At 66.1% G+C, this 20452-nt stretch carries 21 protein-coding genes; 10 read left to right on the top strand and 11 right to left on the bottom strand.

The genetic code is table 11. The features are described 5' to 3' along the window. Positions 1–206: 206 nt before the first annotated feature. Both AC1KVE_RS11330 and AC1KVE_RS11335 read right to left on the bottom strand, forming a co-directional pair. Positions 207–776: a flavodoxin family protein gene (locus AC1KVE_RS11330; RefSeq protein WP_039518741.1), complete on the bottom strand. Its 570-nt coding sequence runs from the start codon at positions 774–776 to the stop codon at positions 207–209. Positions 777–871: 95 nt separating this feature from the next. Next, the gene (locus AC1KVE_RS11335; protein ID WP_184458109.1) at positions 872–1765 is read right to left on the bottom strand and encodes a LysR family transcriptional regulator; all 894 of its coding nucleotides are present in this window, start codon (positions 1763–1765) and stop codon (positions 872–874) included. Between the two features lie 105 nt (positions 1766–1870). Here AC1KVE_RS11335 and AC1KVE_RS11340 point away from each other — a divergent pair, with 105 nt between their 5' ends. The 4 genes from AC1KVE_RS11340 (at position 1871) to AC1KVE_RS11355 (ending at position 6432) form a co-directional block, all read left to right on the top strand. After that, positions 1871–2281, top strand: coding sequence for a DoxX family protein (locus tag AC1KVE_RS11340; protein ID WP_104541716.1), 411 nt, complete (start codon positions 1871–1873; stop codon positions 2279–2281). Between the two features lie 31 nt (positions 2282–2312). Then, entirely contained in the window at positions 2313–3143 is an 831-nt protein-coding gene (locus tag AC1KVE_RS11345; protein WP_184458111.1) for a dioxygenase family protein, read from the top strand. 385 nt (positions 3144–3528) lie between these two features. Continuing rightward, positions 3529–4773 carry a putative DNA modification/repair radical SAM protein gene (locus tag AC1KVE_RS11350; protein WP_016900902.1) on the top strand — a complete coding sequence of 415 codons (1245 nt, stop codon included), beginning with the start codon at positions 3529–3531 and terminating at the stop codon, positions 4771–4773. A 219-nt stretch (positions 4774–4992) separates the two neighbouring features. Continuing rightward, positions 4993–6432, top strand: coding sequence for a UdgX family uracil-DNA binding protein (locus AC1KVE_RS11355; RefSeq protein WP_184458115.1), 1440 nt, complete (start codon positions 4993–4995; stop codon positions 6430–6432). 475 nt (positions 6433–6907) lie between these two features. Here the strand turns inward: AC1KVE_RS11355 and AC1KVE_RS11360 are convergent, their stop codons facing one another. Further along, positions 6908–7465: a fasciclin domain-containing protein gene (locus AC1KVE_RS11360; RefSeq protein ID WP_016900899.1), complete on the bottom strand. Its 558-nt coding sequence runs from the start codon at positions 7463–7465 to the stop codon at positions 6908–6910. An 81-nt stretch (positions 7466–7546) separates the two neighbouring features. Further along, on the bottom strand, positions 7547–7741 hold the full coding sequence (locus AC1KVE_RS11365) for a hypothetical protein (RefSeq protein ID WP_115042717.1): 195 nt from the start codon (positions 7739–7741) through the stop codon (positions 7547–7549). Between the two features lie 346 nt (positions 7742–8087). On the opposite strand from AC1KVE_RS11365, the gene AC1KVE_RS11370 reads away from it, so the two are divergent. From AC1KVE_RS11370 to AC1KVE_RS11385, 4 genes are all read left to right on the top strand, one after another. After that, the gene (locus AC1KVE_RS11370; RefSeq protein ID WP_435013154.1) at positions 8088–8729 is read left to right on the top strand and encodes a hypothetical protein; all 642 of its coding nucleotides are present in this window, start codon (positions 8088–8090) and stop codon (positions 8727–8729) included. A 278-nt stretch (positions 8730–9007) separates the two neighbouring features. Beyond that, positions 9008–10645 (top strand): Na+/H+ antiporter, encoded by a 1638-nt coding sequence (locus tag AC1KVE_RS11375; protein WP_016900897.1) that lies wholly within the window; start codon positions 9008–9010, stop codon positions 10643–10645. Positions 10646–10923: 278 nt separating this feature from the next. Further along, positions 10924–11868, top strand: a complete 945-nt coding sequence (locus tag AC1KVE_RS11380) for an ABC transporter ATP-binding protein (protein WP_054593062.1) — start codon at positions 10924–10926, stop codon at positions 11866–11868. Continuing rightward, complete coding sequence (locus AC1KVE_RS11385; protein WP_016900895.1) at positions 11865–12626, top strand: ABC transporter permease; 762 nt, start codon at positions 11865–11867, stop codon at positions 12624–12626. Before AC1KVE_RS11380 ends, AC1KVE_RS11385 begins: the two co-directional genes overlap by 4 nt. 421 nt (positions 12627–13047) lie before the next feature. On the opposite strand, the gene AC1KVE_RS11390 is transcribed toward AC1KVE_RS11385, so the two are convergent. Further along, the gene (locus AC1KVE_RS11390) at positions 13048–13314 is read right to left on the bottom strand and encodes a DUF3297 family protein (protein WP_016900894.1); all 267 of its coding nucleotides are present in this window, start codon (positions 13312–13314) and stop codon (positions 13048–13050) included. A gap of 163 nt (positions 13315–13477) precedes the next feature. Here AC1KVE_RS11390 and AC1KVE_RS11395 point away from each other — a divergent pair, with 163 nt between their 5' ends. Continuing rightward, positions 13478–14029 (top strand): DUF6630 family protein, encoded by a 552-nt coding sequence (locus tag AC1KVE_RS11395; RefSeq protein WP_024940705.1) that lies wholly within the window; start codon positions 13478–13480, stop codon positions 14027–14029. Between the two features lie 647 nt (positions 14030–14676). Here the strand turns inward: AC1KVE_RS11395 and AC1KVE_RS11400 are convergent. From AC1KVE_RS11400 to msrB, 5 genes are all read right to left on the bottom strand, one after another. Continuing rightward, positions 14677–14961: a DUF4031 domain-containing protein gene (locus tag AC1KVE_RS11400; protein ID WP_024940290.1), complete on the bottom strand. Its 285-nt coding sequence runs from the start codon at positions 14959–14961 to the stop codon at positions 14677–14679. Between the two features lie 9 nt (positions 14962–14970). Beyond that, positions 14971–15552 carry a hypothetical protein gene (locus AC1KVE_RS11405; RefSeq protein ID WP_184458117.1) on the bottom strand — a complete coding sequence of 194 codons (582 nt, stop codon included), beginning with the start codon at positions 15550–15552 and terminating at the stop codon, positions 14971–14973. 466 nt (positions 15553–16018) lie between these two features. After that, complete coding sequence (gene motB, locus AC1KVE_RS11410; protein WP_184458121.1) at positions 16019–17215, bottom strand: flagellar motor protein MotB; 1197 nt, start codon at positions 17213–17215, stop codon at positions 16019–16021. A gap of 10 nt (positions 17216–17225) precedes the next feature. Next, the gene (gene motA, locus AC1KVE_RS11415; protein ID WP_024940287.1) at positions 17226–18080 is read right to left on the bottom strand and encodes a flagellar motor stator protein MotA; all 855 of its coding nucleotides are present in this window, start codon (positions 18078–18080) and stop codon (positions 17226–17228) included. A 403-nt stretch (positions 18081–18483) separates the two neighbouring features. Next, complete coding sequence (msrB, locus tag AC1KVE_RS11420) at positions 18484–18948, bottom strand: peptide-methionine (R)-S-oxide reductase MsrB (protein WP_039525207.1); 465 nt, start codon at positions 18946–18948, stop codon at positions 18484–18486. Between the two features lie 422 nt (positions 18949–19370). Between msrB and AC1KVE_RS11425 the strand changes: the two genes are divergently transcribed. Then, positions 19371–19802, top strand: a complete 432-nt coding sequence (locus AC1KVE_RS11425; protein WP_102580606.1) for a hypothetical protein — start codon at positions 19371–19373, stop codon at positions 19800–19802. A gap of 39 nt (positions 19803–19841) precedes the next feature. Here the strand turns inward: AC1KVE_RS11425 and AC1KVE_RS11430 are convergent, their stop codons facing one another. Next, positions 19842–20321 carry an Lrp/AsnC ligand binding domain-containing protein gene (locus AC1KVE_RS11430; protein WP_024940284.1) on the bottom strand — a complete coding sequence of 160 codons (480 nt, stop codon included), beginning with the start codon at positions 20319–20321 and terminating at the stop codon, positions 19842–19844. Between the last annotated feature and the right edge of the window lie 131 nt (positions 20322–20452).

Genomic DNA, 20452 nt, shown 5'->3' on the forward strand with positions numbered 1-20452 from the left:
TGCGATGACGGCGCTGTGGGCGGCTGGCGGGCTGCCGTGGCGTCCGCTGGGCGCACAGGCAAACGGCGCACAGCCAAGCAGTTGGAAGCACAGCGCGCAAAAAACCGGGCGCGCGACGCGACTTCACGCAAGACCCGCGCATGGCGGCAGGCCAGGGCCCACCGCCATGCGCGGGTGTTCTTACGTGGGCGCTACCACTGGCCGCTTCAGCCCTTGAGCTTGCCGGCGAATTCGGCCACGCGCTTGCCGAGCAGCTTGGCGGTTTCCAGATCGCCGCTGCGCGGCGCTTCTTCCGGCGAGGCATCGGAGGGCGAGATCGCCAGCGCGCCTGCCGAGCCGGCGGTCCAGTTGATGTCCTGCGGACCGTGCGCCTTGGTGTTGGACGGCAGCAGGCCGGTACCCACCCAGACCTGGCCGTGCTGCTGCGACAGCGTCCAGAAATACTGGATGGTGGCGTACTTGTCGCCGTTCACCGAGGCCGAGTTGGTGAAGCCGGCGGCGATCTTGTCCTTCCAGGCCTGCGCAAACCACGGCTTGGAGCTGGCGTCGGCAAACTTCTTGAACTGCCACGCCGGCCCGCCCATGTAGGTGGGGCTGCCGTAGATGATGGCGTCGGCTGCGCCGATCGCCTCCCAGGCGTCATCGGGCAGGTTGCCGTCCTGATCGATGCGGTACAGCGTGGCCTCGCCGACGCTGGCAGCGCCGGCATGCACGGCTTCGGCCAGTTTGACGGTGTGGCCGTAGCCGCTGAAGTAGATGATGGCGATCTTGCTCATGCGCAATCCTGTTGATCCGGGTGGGGGCCCGATTGTGACCACACATGCCGTGTCAGGTTAATGACCATCGACGGGACGTACTGTTGCCGGGCTCATCAGCGCCCGGGATCGCCCATGCTGTTGACCAGGTAGTCGATGAAGCTGCGCACCTTCGGGGCCAGGTGGCTGCGGCTGGTATAGACGGCAAAGATGCCGATCTCCCCCAGTGCGTACTGCGGAAGGATGCGCACCAGCCGGCCGGCGGCCAGATGCTCGTCGGCCAGGAAGTCCGGCTGCATCGCGATGCCCAGGCCGGCCACCGCCGCTGCGCTCAGCACATGCCCGTTGTTGGCGCGCAGGCTGCCGTGGATGCGCACATCGCTATCGCCATCGGGCCCATGGAAGCGCACCTCGTCGCCGTTGGGCGAGTAGTGGTACAGCAGGCATTCGTGGCCGGCCAGGTCGGACGGATGCATCGGGGTGCCGGCACGGGCCAGGTAGGCCGGCGCCGCGCACGGCACCAGGCGGACCGTGCCCAGGCGCCGGGCGATCAGCGTCGGCGCCGGCTGCCGGGTAATACGGATGGCGACATCGAAACCTTCTTCGACCATGTCCACCAGCCGGTCCGACAGCGACAGGTCCAGTTCCACCTGCGGGTAGCGCGCGCAAAAGCCCGGCAGCAGCGCGGCCAGGCGCTCGATGCCATAGCTCACCGGCGCATTGACCCGCAGCACCCCGGCCGGCTCCAGCGCCTGCGCGCCGACCGTGGCCTCCAGATCGTCCAGGTCGGCCAGCAGTTGCAGGCAGCGCTGGTAATACGCGGTGCCGGCGCTGGTCAGGCTGACCCGCCGGGTGGTGCGATTGAGCAGGCGGGTGCCCAGCCGTTGCTCGAGCGCGGCGACCTGCCTGGTCACGCTGGCGGTAGAGCGGTCCAGCGCATCGGCGGCCGCACTGAAGCCGCTGCGTTCGGCCACTGCCGCGAACACGCGCATCGCATCGAGGGTATCCATGGGTGTCCGATTGTTGCTTTGATCGCAATAAATTATCCGAACTAAAACTATTTATCAGAAATTTGTAAGCAATAGGCTGTGCAGGTCCTCACCGAAGTCCGTCCAATGTCCACCTCGCTTGCTTCCCCGCGTACCGCTGCCTACGGCGCCGCCTTGTTGCGCATCAGCCTGGGCGCGCTGTTCCTGGTCCACGGCCTGACCAAGCTGCTGGTGTTCACCCCGGCCGGCACCGTGGCCTATTTCCACTCGCTGGGCCTGCCGGGCGCGCTGGCCTATCTCACCATTGCGCTGGAACTGGGTCTGGGCCTGTCCCTGCTGCTGGGCATCTATGCGCGCTGGATCGGGTTGCTGGGCGTGCCGCTGCTGCTGGGCACCATCGTCAGCGTGCACGGCGGCAACGGCTTCGGTTTCTCCAATCCGGGCGGCGGCTGGGAATACCCGGCGCTGTGGGCGGTCTTGCTGATCGTGCAAGCCCTGCTCGGCGAAGGCGCGTGGGCGCTGAAGCCGGCGCGTTGAGGCTGCCTGTCGTTCTTCCGAGGAGTACGCCATGACCCGTTTGCCTTCCCTGTACATCTCGCACGGATCGCCGATGACTGCGCTGCAGCCAGGGCAGGTCGGCGAGCGCCTGGCCGAGCTCGCGCAGACCTTGCCGCGGCCGCGCGCGATCGTGGTGGCATCCGCGCACTGGCTGGGCCGTCGCCCGCTGGTCAGCGGCGCGGCGCGGCCGCCCACCATCCATGACTTCGGCGGCTTTCCGGCGCCGCTGTACGAGCTGGAATATCCCGCGCCCGGCGAGCCGGCGCTGGCGCAGCAGATCCTGCGCCGGCTGGAACAGGCCGGCCTGCATCCGCACCTGGATCCGCAGCGCGGCTTCGATCATGGCGTGTGGGTGCCGCTGCGCCTGCTGTATCCGGCCGCCGACATCCCGGTGGTGTCGGTGTCGATCCAGCCCGAGCTGGGCCCGGCGCACCAGTTTGCGGTCGGCCGCGCGCTGGCGCCGCTGCGCGAAGACGGGGTGCTGGTGATCGGCTCGGGCAGCATCACCCATAACCTGCACGACTTCCGCCATGGCTACAGTGCCGAGCGCGAGGTGCCGTATGTGCGGCCCTTCATCGAGTGGACCGAGCGCAAACTGGTGGAGGACGACATCGCCGCGTTGCTGGACTATCGCCGGCAGGCACCGCATGCGGCACGGGCGCATCCCACCGACGAGCACCTGTTGCCGCTGTACGTGGCGATGGGCGCCGCCGGCGCCGACCGGCTCGGCGCACAGCGCATCGATGCCGGCATCGACGCGGGGTTTCTGGCGATGGATATCTACCGGTTCGACGGCGATCCCGGTAATGATCGCGCGCTTGCGGGCCCGGTCGCCGCCTGAGTCCAGGCGACCGCAGCACGCCTGCACCGTCGCTATCGACGGGGCAGGCAGCATGTCGGCCCCGCAATCCCGAGGCACCACCCAGCCGCATGCAAGCCATGGCATGTGGCCAATTAGTGCCGCTGCAAGCAGGTGTGGTGCGGTAGCTATAGCCCGCAAGACCCATGGCGATACGGCTTGGTACCTACGGCACACCGGCCCGCAGCGACAAGGCATGCTGCCGACAAGCGCCGGCAGCGCAGCCAAGGCATGCTGCCCACAAGTGCCGGCAGCGCAGCCACAAGGCATGCTGCGACAAGTGCCGGCAGCGCAGCGCTCTGAAGCATTCACGATGAAATGCGGTGCAGTCTCATAGGCTGAGACGCCTTCACGACATGCTGCTTGCGTGAAAATCCTCGACAAACTCGCAGTGCTGGCCGATGCGGCCAAATACGACGCGTCCTGCGCCTCCAGTGGCGCGAACAAGCGCAATTCGCTCGGCACCGGCGGGATCGGCAGCACCGAGGGCATGGGCATCTGCCACTCGTACACGCCCGACGGCCGCTGCGTGTCGCTGTTGAAGATCCTGCTCACCAATTTCTGCGTGTTCGATTGCGCGTATTGCGTCAACCGCGTGTCCAGCAATGTGCGCCGTGCGCGCTTCACGCCGGAAGAAGTGGTCACGCTGACGCTGGACTTCTACAAGCGCAATTACATCGAAGGCCTGTTCCTGTCCAGCGGCATCATCCGCAACTCCGATTACACGATGGAGCAGCTGGTGGAAGTGGCGCGGCAGCTGCGCGAGGTGCATCACTTCGCCGGCTACATCCACCTCAAGACCATCCCCGATGCCACGCCGGAATTGCTGGCCGCCGCCGGCCGCTATGCCGACCGCCTGAGCATCAACGTGGAGCTGCCGACCGAGCAGGGATTGACGCTGCTGGCGCCGGAAAAAAGCGTTGGCGGCATTCGCTCGGCAATGGGCGAACTGCGTTGGCGCATCGAAGAAAACCAGCTGGAGCGTAAGGCCGAAAAGCTGCGCCGCGCCAAGCCGCCGCGCTTTGCACCGGCCGGGCAGAGCACGCAGATGATCGTCGGCGCCGACGATGCCAACGATCGCAGCATCCTGGACACCAGCCACAATCTCTACGGCAATTACCGGATGCGCCGGGTGTATTACTCGGCCTTCAGCCCGATCCCGGATGCCTCGTCCAAATTGCCGCTGCAGGCACCGCCGTTGCAGCGCGAGCACCGGCTGTATCAGGCCGACTGGTTGCTGCGCTTCTACGAGTTCAGCGTGGAGGAGATCGCACCGGCGCAGTCCAGCGGCATGCTCGATCTGGACGTGGATCCGAAGCTGGCCTGGGCGCTACGCAATCCGGAGCGGTTTCCGGTGGATCTGAACGCGGCGCCGCGCGAGATGCTGCTACGGGTGCCGGGCCTGGGCACCCGCAATGTGGAGCGCCTGTTGTTGTCGCGCCGGCATGCGCGCCTGCGGGTGGGCGACCTGGCGCGGTTGCGGGTGCCGATGAAGAAGCTGCTGCCGTTTGTGAGCGTGCTGGACCATCATCCGCGCCAGCGCCTGGACGACCCGGTGCGCTTGCGCGCGCAACTGGCGCCGGCACCCCGGCAGGCGAGTCTGTTCGATTGAAACCGCAGCTGGCCGCCGCCATCCGGCGCACCGCCGCGTCCGCTGGCGTCTGCCGTGTAGCCGGGCAAGCTGCCCGAAAGGCGGAGAAGGATGGCATCAAGTGCAAAGACCGCCGAAAGCGCAAAGGCCACCGAACGCCAGTGCTGACACAGGAACGCGACGCTTTGCGAATCCCCAATCCCAAATCCCCAATCCCACCTCTCCATCCTGACCACCGCGATGTTCAACGCTGACGTCGAGCCGGGCTGGAGCCTTGCAGCATGGCGTGCGCTGGCGCGGGCAGGGTGGTGCGCGCAGGTGGAGCCCGACTCCATCGCATGGAATGGCGGAGCGCAGGGCGGCTTGTTGATGGGGCAGGGGCTGCTGGATTTGCCGGCCGTGGCTGCGGCGCCGCGGGTGTCGGCGGAGTTCCTGCAGATGGCCGGAGCGGTGTTGTGTCACCGCGATCCGCAGCGCTATGCGGTGCTGTACCGGCTGTTGTGGCGGGTGGCCTGCGGCGAGCGCGCGCTGCTGGAGCGGGCCACCGATGTCGATGTGCATCGGGTGACGCAGTGGCAAAAGGCGGTGCAGCGCGATACGCACAAGATGAAGGCGTTCGTGCGCTTTCGGCGTTTGCCGGTGGAAGAAGAAGACTTCGTGGCGTGGTTCGAGCCCGAACATTGGATCGTGGATCGGGTGGCGCCGTTTTTCGCGCGCCGCTTCGCCGGCATGCGCTGGGCGATCCTCACCCCGTATCGCAGCGTGCGCTGGGACGGTGAGGCGTTGACGTTCGGCGAGGGCGCCGTGCGCACCCAGGTGCCGGCCGACGATGCGCAGGAGACGCTCTGGCGCACCTATTACGCGCATATCTTCAATCCGGCGCGTCTCAATCCGACCATGATGCGGCAGGAAATGCCGCAGAAATACTGGAAGAACCTGCCCGAGGCGAGCCTGTTGCCGGAGCTGATCCGCGAGGCCGGGGTGCGCGTGCGCGAGATGGCCGAGCGTGCGCCCGAGCCGGTGCGGCGGCGAGTGCCGGCGGCGCCGGCGCCGACGCCGGAAGTGGCCACGCAAAGCCTGGCGCAGTTGCGTGTGGCCGCGCGCGATTGCCGGCGTTGCGCGTTATGGCAGCCGGCAACGCAGACGGTGTTCGGCGAAGGGCCGAGCGATGCGTCGGTGATGGTGATCGGTGAGCAGCCCGGCGACGAAGAGGATCTGAGCGGGCGTCCGTTCGTCGGGCCGGCCGGGCGTTTGTTCAACATGGCGCTGGGCGAAATCGGCATCGACCGCGCCACGGTCTACGTGACCAATGCGGTCAAGCATTTCCGCTTCGAGCAACGCGGCAAGCGGCGGCTGCATCGCAACCCGGAACGGTCGCATGTGCAGGCCTGCAGCGGCTGGTTGCATGCCGAACGCGCGCAGCTGCGTCCGGCGCAGATCGTCTGCCTGGGCGCGACCGCGGCACAGGCGGTGTTGGGAAGCAGCTTTCGCTTGATGCAGCAGCGCGGCCAGTGGCAGCGGCTGGACGACGGCACGCCGGTGCTGACCACCGTGCATCCCTCCTGGGTATTGCGGCAGGGCTCGGAGGCCGCGCGCGAGGAAGGCTACCGCGGGTTTGTCGAGGACTTGCGCCAGTTGCTGGATGCACCGGTTGCTGCAGAGCACATGGCGAAGACATAAAAAATGCGCGTGCAAATGCACGCGCACGGTGTCGGAGAACGAGACACCAAGTGGAACCACTGGCGAGCCAGTGGCTCCCTCACCGCCGCTTTGCGGTGTGGTGGCGCTGCCTGGAGCTTGTTTCCAGGCATGCGCGGATACAACGATTCAGCAGTGTCTACACCTAAGTCATGTGCAGCTGATGCACTGGCGTTGCCGTGCAACGCCAGTGCAACCAATCACTTGAGGCAGCTGCCGACACGACTGCTGCATGTTGGTCAGACAGGCGCGGTCGGTGTTCGACATCGGCATGCACCACCGTACCTGCCGGTGTCGAGCGCAGCGTCCACGCCTACCCGAGTGCTTGCGGCAATGCAGCTGCTCTGAACGTTGCTGGCGTGCGCAGTTCGTCGTCGACCCATCGACGGAACCTGGCTGCGTTCCGCCGATGCAGGTCACGCGCCTGCGACTGCCTGCGTCAGGCAGCGAGCTGCCGTTACGGCATCAACACCTTGTCGACCACGTGAATCACGCCATTGCTCTGCATGACATCGGCAATGGTGACGTTGGCGGTGTTGCCCTTGGCATCGGTGATGGTGACCTTCTTGCCGTTGAGCTTTGCGGTCAACGCCTCGCCCTGCACGGTGGTCAGCGAGGCGCTGCCGCCGCCTGCCTTGATCTTGGCGATCAGCGATGCGGCGTCGACCTTGCCCGGTACCACGTGATAGGTCAGGACCTTGGTCAGCGTGGGCTTGGATTCGGGCTTGAGCAGCGTTTCCACCGTGCCGGCCGGCAGGGCGGCGAATGCGGCGTTGGTCGGGGCAAACACGGTGAACGGGCCCGGCCCCTTCAGCGTGTCGACCAGGCCGGCGGCCTTGACCGCGGCGACCAGGGTAGTGTGGTCCTTGGAGTTGACGGCGTTGTCGACGATGTCCTTGGTCACCAGCATCGGCGCACCGCCCACGGTCGGGTTCGATGCGGCGTAAGCGGGGGCCATGGCGCTGGTCAGGGCAATGGCGGTGGCAATGGCAAGCGACTGGAATGAGGTCTTCATGAGGCATCGATCCTTTGGGTAAGCGACTGCCTGGATGGCAATCGTAGTGCTGGATACGCGGGTAGATGCAGCGCGGATGCATCACGCGGTTTTTACACGGGCGTACCTGGCACCGCGTTGCTCGAGATCGTCATAACGCAGACGTCGACACAGCCTGTTGCGCTCGCTGGGCTCGGGCGGCAGCTGCAACCCAGGCATGTGCCGGTGGTCGAAACCGAAGCGATGCAGGTCGAGGTGCCATTGCAGACAGGACGCGATCGACTTGCCGCCGTCCATGCGATGCGCAGCCAGTGCAGGCAAGGTTCAATGCGTTGCTGACGACAGTTACCAGCAAGCGCAAATAGGGCGGGCAGGATTATCTTTGGTCCTGCAACCTGATTATCGAATACGTGAATATCAGGTGGTTTTTGCTACATAAGTTCGTGAGTGAAGCCGGACTAAATAACCACGGCTGTAGCATGATGACGGTAGTGATCTGCTGCTTGTGTCATGTAACCTCGCGCCACCGGCTGCACTTATCTCAGCTAGCGTGGAGTGCAGATAATGACGCTGAACCTTGCAGGCTGGCTCCGCATTTGCGGCCAACGCAATTCACCGAATCACGCAGAAAGGTTGTAGCTAGATGACGCAGAAAAAAACCCAATGCACGCGGCTGGCACTGGCAGCATGCCTGGCTGCAAGCGTGATGGTGTGCGGCATCACGCAGGTCTCGGCCGCAGCGCCGGCTTCGACGCCAACGCCGGCAAAGGCCGTTGCTCCGTCCAGTGAAGCCTATCGGCCACGGCAGCAATGGATTGTTCCGGGCGAATGGCAGTTCACCGTCGATGCCGTGCGCCAGGTCAAGGTGAACATCCATGACGATGGCGGTGGATCCTGGCGTCCCACGCAGGTGCTGCTGGTGAGTTACAGCTACAGGAACATCGGGTTCGATGACAGCGCCAACGACAAGGATGGCGGGCCGTCGACGCTGGCGTTTTCAAAAGCCCATATCGATGTGGTCGATGCCAACGATGCGGACAATGGCGGTGCAGGCAATTACCCGGTGCACCTCAACCTCGTGGAAGACGCCAACGGCCAGAAGATCGGCCAGCAGATGGTCGGCGCGCAGTGGCCGTATGCCTTCCGGAAAAAGCCCAAGGTAGTCAAGGTGGTGGTGAGTCACTACGACTCCAGGCTGCAACTACAGCAAGCGACCTTCATCGTCCCGGTCGAGACCACGCGGCAATCGTCCCCGCATGCGAAGCGGCACGTTCGCCATAGCTGATTGCAGTCTGTCGGTGAACTGCCTGGCAGGGCGCTCCCGCAACAGAGCGCGCGCGTCCATTCGCTGGCGTATCCAACGGCGCCGCGCCGACCCGAGTCGGCAACGGTGTGACATTGACGGGCCCCTATGGCAGATCTGCCGCAACGAACGGCAAGCCGGGCGAGGTGGCGCAAAGGTTTCATCGCCGGATGCAAACCGGTATGTTTCCGTAGGCGCGTGATGGTGCGTTGCACTATGCGATGCCGCACGCGCGCACCGTTTCTTCTTCCGGGTTTTCCATGCATTCGATCGATGTCGTCCTCGCCATGTTGCTGGCGGTCGCGGCCAGCGGTTATCTGATCCGCATCCTGCCGTTCTCGTTGCCCTTGCCGTTGGTCCAGATTGCGCTTGGCGCGGTGGTTTCGGGTGTGTTCGATGCCGGGCACGAGCTGGAACCGGAGTTGTTCTTCCTGTTGTTCCTGCCGCCGCTGCTGTTCCTGGATGGCTGGCGCATTCCCAAACAAGGCCTGTTCCGCGACAAGGCGGCCATCCTCGAGCTGGCGCTGGGGCTGGTGGTGTTCACCGTGATCGGTGCGGGCCTGCTGATCCATTGGCTGATCCCGGCGATGCCGCTGGCGGTGGCCTTCGCGCTGGCGGCGATCATCTCGCCGACCGATCCGGTGGCGGTGTCCTCGATCGCCTCCAAGGTGTCGATCCCCAAGCGGCTGATGCACATCCTGGAAGGCGAGTCCCTGCTCAACGATGCTTCCGGGCTGGTGTGCTTCCAGTTCGCGGTGGCCGCGGTGCTGACCGGCAGCTTCTCGCTCGCCACCGCCTCGCTGACCTTCCTGTGGGTGGCATTGGCCGGCTTGGCGCTGGGCGTGGCCACCACGTTTGGCCTGAGCCGCATCCAGGCCTGGATCTGGCGCCACTTCGGCGAGGAGCCGGGTTCGGCGATCCTGGTCAATCTGCTGACCCCGTTCGCGGCCTATTTGCTGGCCGAAGCCTTCCATGCCTCCGGCATCCTGGCCGCAGTAGCCGCCGGCGTCACCATGAGTTACGTGGAGATGGCCGGCAACGCGCCGGGCAATATGCGGCTGCAGCGCTCGGCGGTGTGGGACACGGTGCAGTTCACCTTCAACGGCATCATCTTCGTGCTGCTGGGCGAACAGTTGCCGGGCATCCTGGACGGGGCGGTGCGCAGCGTGCAGGAGGCCGGGCACCTCAATCCGTGGTGGCTGGCGGTGTACGTGGCCACCATCAGCGCCAGCCTGATGGCGTTGCGCTTCGTGTGGGTGTTCCTGTCGCTGCGCTGGAACATCTTCAAGGCGCAGTGGCGCGGCGAGCAGCATGTCAGCCCGCCGTGGCGCATCGTGGTGGCGGTCTCGCTGGCCGGCGTGCGCGGTGCGATCACCCTGGCCGGCGTGCTCACGCTGCCGTTGATGCTGGAAGACGGCTCGCCGTTTCCGGCCCGCCAGTTGGCGATCTTCCTGGCCGCCTCGGTGATCCTGGTGTCGCTGCTGGTGGCCAGCGTGGCCTTGCCGCGGCTGCTGCGCGGGCTGGAATTGCCCGAAGAGGAAGACGAGCAGCTCAAGGAAGACTTGGCGGTGAAGGCGGCCTCGCAGGCGGCGCTGGAAGCGGTGGAAAAACTGCGTCAGCGGCTGGTGGACGGCAGCAAGCATGCCGAGCGCTACAACGCCGCCGCCAACCAGGTCAGCCAGCGCTATCAACGCAAGCTCGGCGCGGTGGACATGGCCGAGACCGATCCGGAAGAGGCCGGCGCCTACGAACAGGCGCTGCGCCAGTTCCGCCATGCCGCGTTGGTGGCCGAGCGCAACGAGCTGTTCAAGCTGGCCAGGCGCCGCGAGATTTCCGACGACCTGTCGCGCCGGCTGGTGCGCAATCTGGACCTGATCGAGTCGCGCAAGCGCGCGTGAGCGCGCGGGAATCGGGAGTGGGGAATCGCAGGAGCAGCAGCGGTTGCCGTGTTCGGGTAGGAGCGCACCTGGGCGCGATGGGGCGTTGGCGGGAAAGCCCCATCGCGCTCAGGCGCGCTCCTACGGAGATGCGCCGACTAACGGACGCAGCAGGCGTGCGCGGTCCAGTTCGCTGAGGCTTCCCGGCGCGCGCCGGAAGACACCATTCCATCCGCACTTCTCCCATCTTCATGGCGCACGGCCTACCCTGTGCGGCTGATCGCTCCAGTGCAGAAGACATGACTCCAATCGTTTCCATCCAGGGATTGAGCAAGACCTACGCTGGCGGTTTTCAGGCGCTCAAGCAGGTGGACCTTCAGATCCGGCGCGGCGAGATCTTCGCGCTGCTCGGTCCCAACGGCGCCGGCAAGACCACGCTGATCAGCATCATTTGCGGGCTGATCAACCCCAGCACCGGCACCGTGCTGGCCGATGGCCACGACATCGTGCGCGACTACCGCGCCGCGCGTGCCAGCATCGGCCTGGTGCCGCAGGAGCTGGCCACCGACGCGTTCGAAACCGTCTGGGCCACCGTGCGCTTCAGTCGCGGGCTGTTCGGCAAGCCGGCCAATGCGGCGTATCTGGAAACAGTGCTGCGCGAGCTCTCGCTGTGGGACAAGCGCCACAACAAGATTTCCACGCTGTCCGGCGGCATGAAGCGGCGCGTGCTGATCGCCAAGGCGCTGGCGCACGAGCCGCGCATCCTGTTTCTGGACGAACCCACCGCAGGCGTGGACGTGGAGCTGCGTCACGACATGTGGCAGATGGTGCGCAGGCTGCGCGAGCAGGGCACCACGGTGATCCTGACCACCCATTACATCGAGGAAGCCGAAGACATGGCCGACCGGGTCGGGGTGATCAATCGCGGCGAGCTGGTGCTGGTGGAAGACAAGCACACGCTGATGCGCAAGCTCGGCAAGAAGCAGCTCACGCTGAGCCTGCAGGCGCCGCTGCAGGCCATCCCGGCCGCGCTGGCCGATCTGCCGCTGGAGCTGTCGGCCGACGGCAACAGCCTGGTCTACACCTTCGACACCCAGGCCGAGCAGACCGGTATCGGTGCGTTGCTGCGGCGGCTCAACGAGCAGGGCATCGACTTCAAGGACCTGCATTCCAGCGAGAGTTCGCTGGAGGAGATCTTCGTCAACCTGGTGCATGGCGCCCGCAACGTGGAGGTGCGCGCATGAACCGGCATGCGATCGCGGCGATCTACCGCTTCGAAATGGCGCGCGCCTTCCGCACGCTGACCCAGTCGATCGCCTCGCCGGTGTTGTCGACCTCGCTGTATTTCGTGGTGTTCGGCGCGGCGATCGGCTCGCGCATGGGCGACATCGACGGCATCAGCTACGGCGCCTTCATCATTCCCGGGCTGGTGATGCTGTCCCTGCTCAACGAGAGCATTTCCAACGCCTCGTTCGGCATCTACATGCCGCGCTGGGCCGGCACCATCTACGAGGTGCTGTCGGCGCCGGTGGCCTGGTGGGAGATCGTGATCGGCTATGTGGGCGCGGCGGCCACCAAGTCGGTGTTGCTGGGCTTGCTGATCCTGCTCACCGCGCGGCTGTTCGTGCCTTACGAGATCGCGCATCCGCTGTGGATGCTGGGCTTTCTGGTGCTCACCGCGCTGACCTTCAGCCTGTTCGGTTTCATCATCGGCATCTGGGCCGACGGCTTCGAAAAACTGCAGGTGATCCCGCTGATGGTGGTGACGCCGCTGACCTTCCTGGGCGGCAGTTTCTACTCGATCAACATGCTGCCGCCGCTATGGCAGAAGGTCACCCTGTTCAATCCGGTGGTGTACCTGATCAGCGGGTTCCGCTGGAGTTTCTACGGCAAGGCCGACGTGCACATCGCGGTGAGCACCGGCATGACTTTCCTGTTCCTGCTGGTGTGCCTGGGCGTGGTGGCGGCAATCTTCCGCAGCGGTTACCGGCTCAAGGCGTGAGTGGTGACGGCAGTGGTTTGGTCGGCCGCACCCTGGTGGATGCCGTCGGCAGTCCGGGTCAACGTTGACTGGGGCGAGTGCGCGGCGCCCTTGCCGCTCGCGGGACGCGCCGTGAACCCGGCCCTGGGGACTCGGTAGCCGCATCCATGCCGTCCCACGGTCTCGCAATCGGCGAGGGCGCCACGCCAGAGAGTTTGCCGGCTGCTTTATTGAAAGCTCTGCGCAACGAAACGACCACCTCCGATGGTCCTCGCCCTCTCGCAGTCGCCAGCGCTGATGCGGCATGGATGCCGCGCCAGCGCTTATGCAAGGACGTACTTGCAGCGTGCCCGGCGAGGGTGGGCGGGCCAGGGCCCTGCAGCCACGGCACAGGGCAGCCGGCCTGCAGTAGCCCGGCGTGACGTGGTGGTGTCAGCCGCTCTTATTCGGCAGCCGGCTTGGCGTCGCTCTTGGTGTCCAGGAAGTAGGCCACCACCTCACCCTTGATCTTCATCGTCATCGGGTTGCCGCGACGGTCGCGGGCCTTGCCGACCTGCACCTTGATCCAGCCTTCGCTGACCGAATACTCCTCCACGTTGTCGCGTTCGACACCGTTGAAGCGCACGCCGACGCCGCGGCTGAGCGCATCGGCATTGTGGAACGGGCTGCGTGCATCGATGGCCAGATGATCGGGAGGGGTATCGCTCATGGGAAAGGCGTCATGGCGGCCGGGATGGCCGTCTTCGGCCGCACAGGATACGGGCCCGCGCCGCGAAGATCAGCCCCGGCGCTGCCGGCGCACGCGCCGGGCGGTTTGCTTGCGCCCCGTCAGGCCTCACACTTCACGCCTGCACTCCTGGAACCAGACCGCCATGCCCGATAACAGCGCCGATTACGAAGACGACGAAGGCCTGCAGCCCGAAGGCGACGAAGACGATGTCGACGACCACCCGGCGCGGGTGTGGAATCTGCTGGTGCTGATCAATCCCGGCGACGAAGACACCGCCCTGGGCCAGTTCGATACCTGGCGCGAGGCACAGGCCGACCTGGACGACGACGAGGGCGACGATGCCTGGTTGTGGGCCTTGAAGGATGCGATCGACTGGCGCTCGGGCTTTTTCGTGGACTGGAAGGACACCGACGCGTTCATTGCCGCCATCGACGAACTCAGCGCGCGCTGGAACCTGCGCATCGACTGGGGCGGCGACCTGGATGACGAGGAGTTTTCCAGCGATCTGAGTGTGCCCGACCTGATGGCGGTGGCCTTTGATCGTCTGCGCGAGCACGGCTACTCGCTGTGGAACTGGAACACCGGCGGCGACGCCTATGCCGGCTGGATCGCGCTCAGCCGCGACGACGACGCCATGCTGGCGCTGACCTCGCTGTTGGGGGTGGAAGTGCGGCTGGGGAACGAAGCGTTCTGAGGCAGGGCCGGGATTGGGGAATCGGGATTGGGGGATTCCGGATTCGGGATTCGCAGGAACGATGTGTGGGTGTGGTTGTGTCGAGCCGCGGTGGTGCGTGCTGCCGCAGCAGCATGCCAAGCGCCTGGTGGCCACTAAGGTCTGCCGCGCAGGCATGGTCCACAGCCCGGCGATTGCCACGTAGGAGCGTGCCTGCGCGCGACGGGCGTTACCGGGACAGCTCCTCGCGCTCGGGCGCGCTCCTACAACAGCGTGCCGTCATGTGCAGAGGGATGCCGTCATCATGGGTACTGGAAGTTGCAGGCCTCCAGGCCAGGACGCATGAACGGGCCAGCGCTTGCCACGTAGGAGCGTGCCCGCGCGCGATCGGGCATTACCGCGACAGCTCCTCGCGCTCAGGCGCGCTCCTACAACGGCGTGCCGTCATGTGCAGAGGGATGCCGTCATCATGGGTGCTGGAAGTTGCAGGCCTCCAGGCCAGGACGCATGAACGGGCCAGCGCTTGCCACGTAGGAGCGTGCCTGCGCGCGACGGGCGTTACCGGGACGGGTCCTCGCGCTCGGGCGCGCTCCTACAACGGCGCGCCGCCAATCAGGTTGTGGCGATCGCCGTTACGACTCCCCAATCCCGACTCCCCAATCCCCGCCTCAAGGCGCCTCGCCGCGCGCCTGTGCACGCGCGTTGGCGATCAAGGCCTTGAGCAGGGCGCGGTCGGTGTGACGGGAGATCGCAATGGCACCGAGCGCGATCGCTTCGGCGCGTAGCGTTGCGGACACGTCGTAGTGCGCGCCGCTGAGTTTGTTCTGGAAGGCGCGGCGGGGAATGCCCAGCCGCGCCGCCATCGCATGCAGCTCGTCCAGCGTATCGCCGAGCAGGTGCGCCCAGCGCTGCTCGCGCCACGGATGCACCGCATCGTCGACGTAGACGGCCACGGGCAGGCCTTAGGCCTTCTTGCCCTTCTTCTTGCCGTCGTCGGTTGCGTCGTCGGCGTCGTCCTGCGACGCGTCGCCTGCGGTGTCGGCAGCGGCGTCTTCGGCGCTGGCATCAGCATCGGCATCGGTGTCCGCATCGGCATCTGCCGGGGCATCGCCTGCCTCGGCGTCTGCGTCTTCGGCTTCGCCGTCGTCGCCTTCAGCGTCGCTGTTCTCGAACTCGGACACCAGCGTGGTCAGGTATTCCTCGGCGGTCTTGCCGTCTTCGGCGGCCAGGTCGTCGATCATCTGCTGCAGCTGGGTGGAGTATTCCAGCGAGATGGTCTTGCCTTCCTTCTCCTGCAGATTGGCCAGGTGCTTGAGCATGGCCAGCATCGGCACCGGGTTGTCGGCGCTGCCCATGGTCTGGCCGCCGATCGACAGCAGCCATTCGCTGCCGTTCTGCAAGCCGATCGCAGCGACCACGCGGCCGTCGGCATCCTGCAGCACGGCATGGTTGGCGATCTGCGGCGCCTGGCCCAGACGGACGATCGGGCGCTTGGGTTGGGACTTCTTGCGCTTGTCGCGCTTGGCCTTGGAATTGCGGGACACGGTGTTCTCGACGCTGGGAATGGCCGACCATTCTAGGCGCTTGCGCGTGACCCGGCTCGGGTACCTCCGCCAGGCCGATGAACGCCGGCCGCGCCGGGGGATGCTGCTGTCGGCGCTTCCGGCGCTCCGAAGGCCGCTGACGCCGATATGTCGGACAGGCTGCAGCGGCTGGCACCGCGGGTCTGTCGGAGCGCCAACGCGCGATTGCCGGTCAGGATCGGCATTCAGGACGACAAGCCCTACAAGCCCGACAAGCAGCCCGCAGGGCGACCAGATCCGGGATGCAAATCAAGTTCGGGATGCACATCGGATTCGACATGCACGATAACGTCTGCCGTCTGCCGTCTGCCGTCTGCCGCCGCCCGCTGCCCGCTGCCCGCAACCGCCAAGAACGCCAAGAACGCCAAGAACGCCAAGAACGCCAAAAACCGCCAGGCAACCTCAGGCCAAGTTCCCGCAGACGCCGTCAGCGCCGCGCGGGTACTTCGCTGACCGCAGTGCGCGGTGCGGCCACGGCGGCTTCGGCAGCCTTGGCCAGTGCGGTGGCCGAAGCCACCTGGCTGCGCGTGGAGACGCGCGGTGCCGCCGGCGCGGCGCTGGTGGCCGGGGGCGCTGCAGCGGGCGATGTGGCGCTGGCCGCAGCCGCAGGTCCGCCCGTCGGCGCAGCAGCGCTGGGTCCTGCCGCAGGCAGCGCGGCCGGGGTCCCCACCGCGGTGGTGGCGGTTGCTGCGGCACTCAGATCCGGCACATGGGTGTCGGCATCGTGGGTCGGCTTGCCCAGCGCAATGCCCTGGCCGGCGCCGGCCAGCGCGGCCTGTTCGGCATCCTGGGTCATCACCACGATGCTGATGCGGCGGTTGATCGGGTTCTGCGGGTCGGTCTTGTCGAACAGCACCGACGAGGACAGCCCCACCACGCGGGTGACCTTGGCATCGTCCATGCCGCCGCCCACCAGCGCACGGCGCGCGGCGTTGGCGCGGTCGGCGCTGAGTTCCCAGTTGGTGTAACCGGTATCGCTGCTGTAGGCGGTGGTGTCGGTGTGGCCGGTGATGCTGATGTGGTTGGGCACCTGGTTGATGAAGCTGGACAGCTCGCGCAGGATCGCCACGGTGTACGGCTTGAGCTGGTCGCGGCCCATGTCGAACATCGGCCGGTTCTGCTTGTCCACGATCTGGATGCGCAGGCCGTCCGGGGTGAGGTCGAGCAGCAACTGGTCCTTGAACGGCTCCAGCGCCTGGCTCTTGTCGATGGCCTCTTTCAGGTCCTGCATCAGCGCTTCCAGGCGCTTCTTGTCCCTGGCGCGGCTGTCTTCGTTGGTGTCGGCAGCGTTGTCGCGCTTGCGGCCCATCTCGTCCTTCTGCCCCTTGGCCATGTCGGCGGTGCCGCCGAGCTTGATCATCGAGGTGCTGGCGCCACCAGGGCCGTTCATGCCCGGGGAGGGGGCCGGCGACTTGCCCGACAACGGGCTGGGATTGCGGAAGTATTCCGAGATCGCCGCGCGCTGCTCCTTGGTGGTGGCGGCCATCAGCCACAGCACCAGGAAGAACGCCATCATCGCGGTCACGAAGTCGGCAAACGCCACCTTCCAGGCGCCGCCATGATGGCCGCCGCCCTGCACCTTCTTGACCCGTCGGATGACGACGGTGGATTTGCCCTCGGCCATGACCGCGGTCCTACTTGATCGTCTTCAGGTGCGTTTCGAAATCCGCAAAGCTCGGACGCACGTTGGAGGGCAGCGTCTTGCGCGCGAATTCCAGCGCAATCTTCGGGTTGTAGCCACGCAGGCAGGCCAGCAGCGCGGTCTTGACCGCCTCGTACATGCGCCCGTCCTGCTCGGCGCGCGCTTCCATCGCCGCGGCCAGCGGTGCGACGAAGCCATAGGCCAGCAAAATGCCCAGGAAGGTGCCGACCAGGGCGGCGCCGACGTGGTGGCCGATCTCCTCGATCGGCCCGCCGATCGAGCCCATGGTGATCACGATGCCGAGCACGGCCGCCACGATGCCGAAGCCGGGCAGGCCGTCGGACACCTTGCTCAGCGCATGCGAGGGCGCCAGCGCTTCGTGGTGATGTTTTTCCAGCTCCAGCTCGAGCAACGGCTCCAGCTCGTGTGGCTCGATGTTGCTGCCGATCATCAGACGCAGGCAGTCGGTGATGAAGTCCAGCAGGTGATGGTCGGCGACCACCTTGGGGTAGTTGCCGAAGATGGTGCTGTCCTGCGGTTTTTCGACGTGATCTTCCAGCGCCATGAAGCCATCGCGGCGCGCCTTGTTGAGCAGCTCGTAGATCAGGCTCAGCGTGTCCTTGTAATCGTCGGACTTGTACTGCGGGCCCTTGAACACGCCCAGGATGCTGCTGAAGGTCTCCTTGACGATCTTGCCGGGCGTGCTGACCAGAAACGCACCGAACGCCGCGCCACCGATGATCATCAGCTCGTACGGCTGCCAGAGCGCGCCCAGCTTGCCATGCGACAGCACATAGCCGCCGAGGACACTGACGATGACGACGATGAAGCCGATGATGATGAGCATGGCGCAGCCAAAAGCAAACAGGGTTGCTGTTGTTTCGGCTTGCGCGGCGGATTCTTGAAGCGCACGGCGTGAAGGTGTGCGGTGTAACTGAACGATCGCTCGGTGCATCGCATCTTCACGCGGCAGGTTGCGGCGCTGTCGTTGCTAGCGCCAGGTGCGCTCAGGCCGTTCCAGCCCTTGATTGAATGGCTTTGCGGCGCGGCTGCCTACTGCAAGCAATCCCTGCAACGCTCATCGTGACCTAGCCTTGCTCAGGTGAATCGCGCCTGGCTACAGCGGTGGTTCGACGCCTTGTCGGGGTCGCTACATTGCGTCGGCGACGCGGCAGCGCCTGCCAGTGGGCGCAGGTGTTGCAGGCATGCATCCGGCACGGAATCCCTCCGGGCCGGATGCATGCGTCGGCTCAGGCCGGTTGCGCTTCGGCGCCTGCGCGCTGCAAGGGGTTGGGCAGGGCCTGGCCATTTTCGGTAAAGCCCAGCGAGACCGAGTTCAGGCAGTGGCGTTCGCCGGTCGGCGGCGGGCCGTCGGGGAACACGTGGCCCAGGTGGCTGTCGCAGCGCGCGCAGACGATCTCGGTGCGGATCATGCCGTAGCTGGTGTCGCGGATTTCGCGCACATGGGCGGTGTCGTACGGGGCGAAGAAGCTCGGCCAGCCGGTGCCGGATTCGAACTTGGCGCTGGAGCGGAACAGCGGCAACCCGCACAGGCGGCAGGTGTAGACGCCGTCGAGCTTGTTGTCCAGGAACACCCCGCAGAACGGCGCTTCGGTGCCATGGTGCAGCAGCACGCGCTGTTCCTCGTCGCTGAGCCCGGCGATCAGGGCGTCGCGTTGGGCGGGGGAGGGAGGGGTCAGATCGAACTGGCTCATGGGGTTCTCGCATGCGCGCGCTGGCAGGGTGCCGCGCCTGCACCCGTGATGTGGGCGCTGTCGGCGTGGTTCAAGCGTGCCGGGACAAAGCCCCTCTCCCGCCGGGGCGCCACGGCACAGCTTGCGCGCCACTGGCGCGCGTGCCTTGGTGCGCCTGCGCCGCTGGCGCAGGGCGGGGCGGGGCGCGGAGCGGGGGTTGGGGCGAGGGTAAGGTGGCGAAGCCATGACGCAGTACTGATTGCCAGGCTTCACGCACCCTCATCCGGCGCTGCGCGCCACATCGTCCCGATGAAAAAAGGAGGTGTTTTTCGCGCCGTGATCATCTGGCGAACGCGTTCATCCCGCAGCCGATCCCGCGTATTGCCGCAACACGCCGGCGCCCCCATCCAGTGAGTACTCCTCGATCAAGCACGGTGTCCGTCATGGCGATCCTTTCTTCAACGCGCGGCCTGCTGCTGTGCGGCCTGCTGGCTGCCGCTGGCGCTGCGGCAGCGCAATCGGCCACCAGCACACGCTCGTCCAATACCCTGCAGCCGATCACCAGCCCGACGCCCGCCCAGCCCACGCTGACCGCGCCGCGCGCAGTGCAGCCCGCGCCGGCCACGGCTCCGGTGCCATCGCAGCTCGGCCAGCGCCCGTCCGCGCCCACCATCCCGACCCGTGGCCCGGCCCAAACGCCGGTGGCGCCGGCCGGCAGCCAGGTTGCGCCGGCCAGCGCGCCGATGGTCTACGACCGCAATGGCCGCTTGCTGCAGGGCATGCAGCCGGCCGGCGCCAACCGGGTGCTGGATACCAAGACCGGGCGCTATTACGACGCGGTCCCGGCCGGCGACGGCATGCGCGTGGTGCGCTGACCCGCGCTGTTACCAATCCCCAATTCCGACTCCCAAATCTCAGCCCTCGATCGGCAACGCCAGGGTCTCCTTGACCTCTTCCATCACGATGTAGCTCTTGGACTCGCGCACATGCGGCATGGTCAGCAAGGTGCTGCCGAGCAGCTTGCGATAGGAGGCCATCTCGCTGATGCGCGCCTTGAGCAGGTAGTCGAAATCGCCCGAGACCAGATGGCATTCCAGCACGTTGGGCAGCTTGAGCGCGGCGCGCCGGAACTCCTCGAAAATGTCGCCGGACTTGTAGGCCAGGCTGATCTCCACAAACACCAGCAGGCTGGCCTTGAGATAGTGCGGGTCCAGCCGCGCGTAGTAGCCGGTGATGGCGCCATCGCGCTCCAGCCGGCGCACGCGCTCGGTGCAGGGCGTGGTCGACAGGCCCACCCGCTCGCCCAGTTCGGTAAAGGAAATCCGCCCCTCCTGCTGCAGGATGCGCAGGATCTTGCGGTCGATCTTGTCCAGCTCGCGGGTGCGGGTCGTCATCGGGTCTGCTTCCACAGGGTTTGACAGGAGGATTCACTGCCAAGGCAGGCTGATTCCAGAAATGGCACTGCCTGGCTCGCAATATACTGCGTCTAACTGTCCCCCTCGGCGCCTGGTTGTGGGGGAATACC

This window comes from Xanthomonas sp. NCPPB 2864, assembly GCF_056675615.1.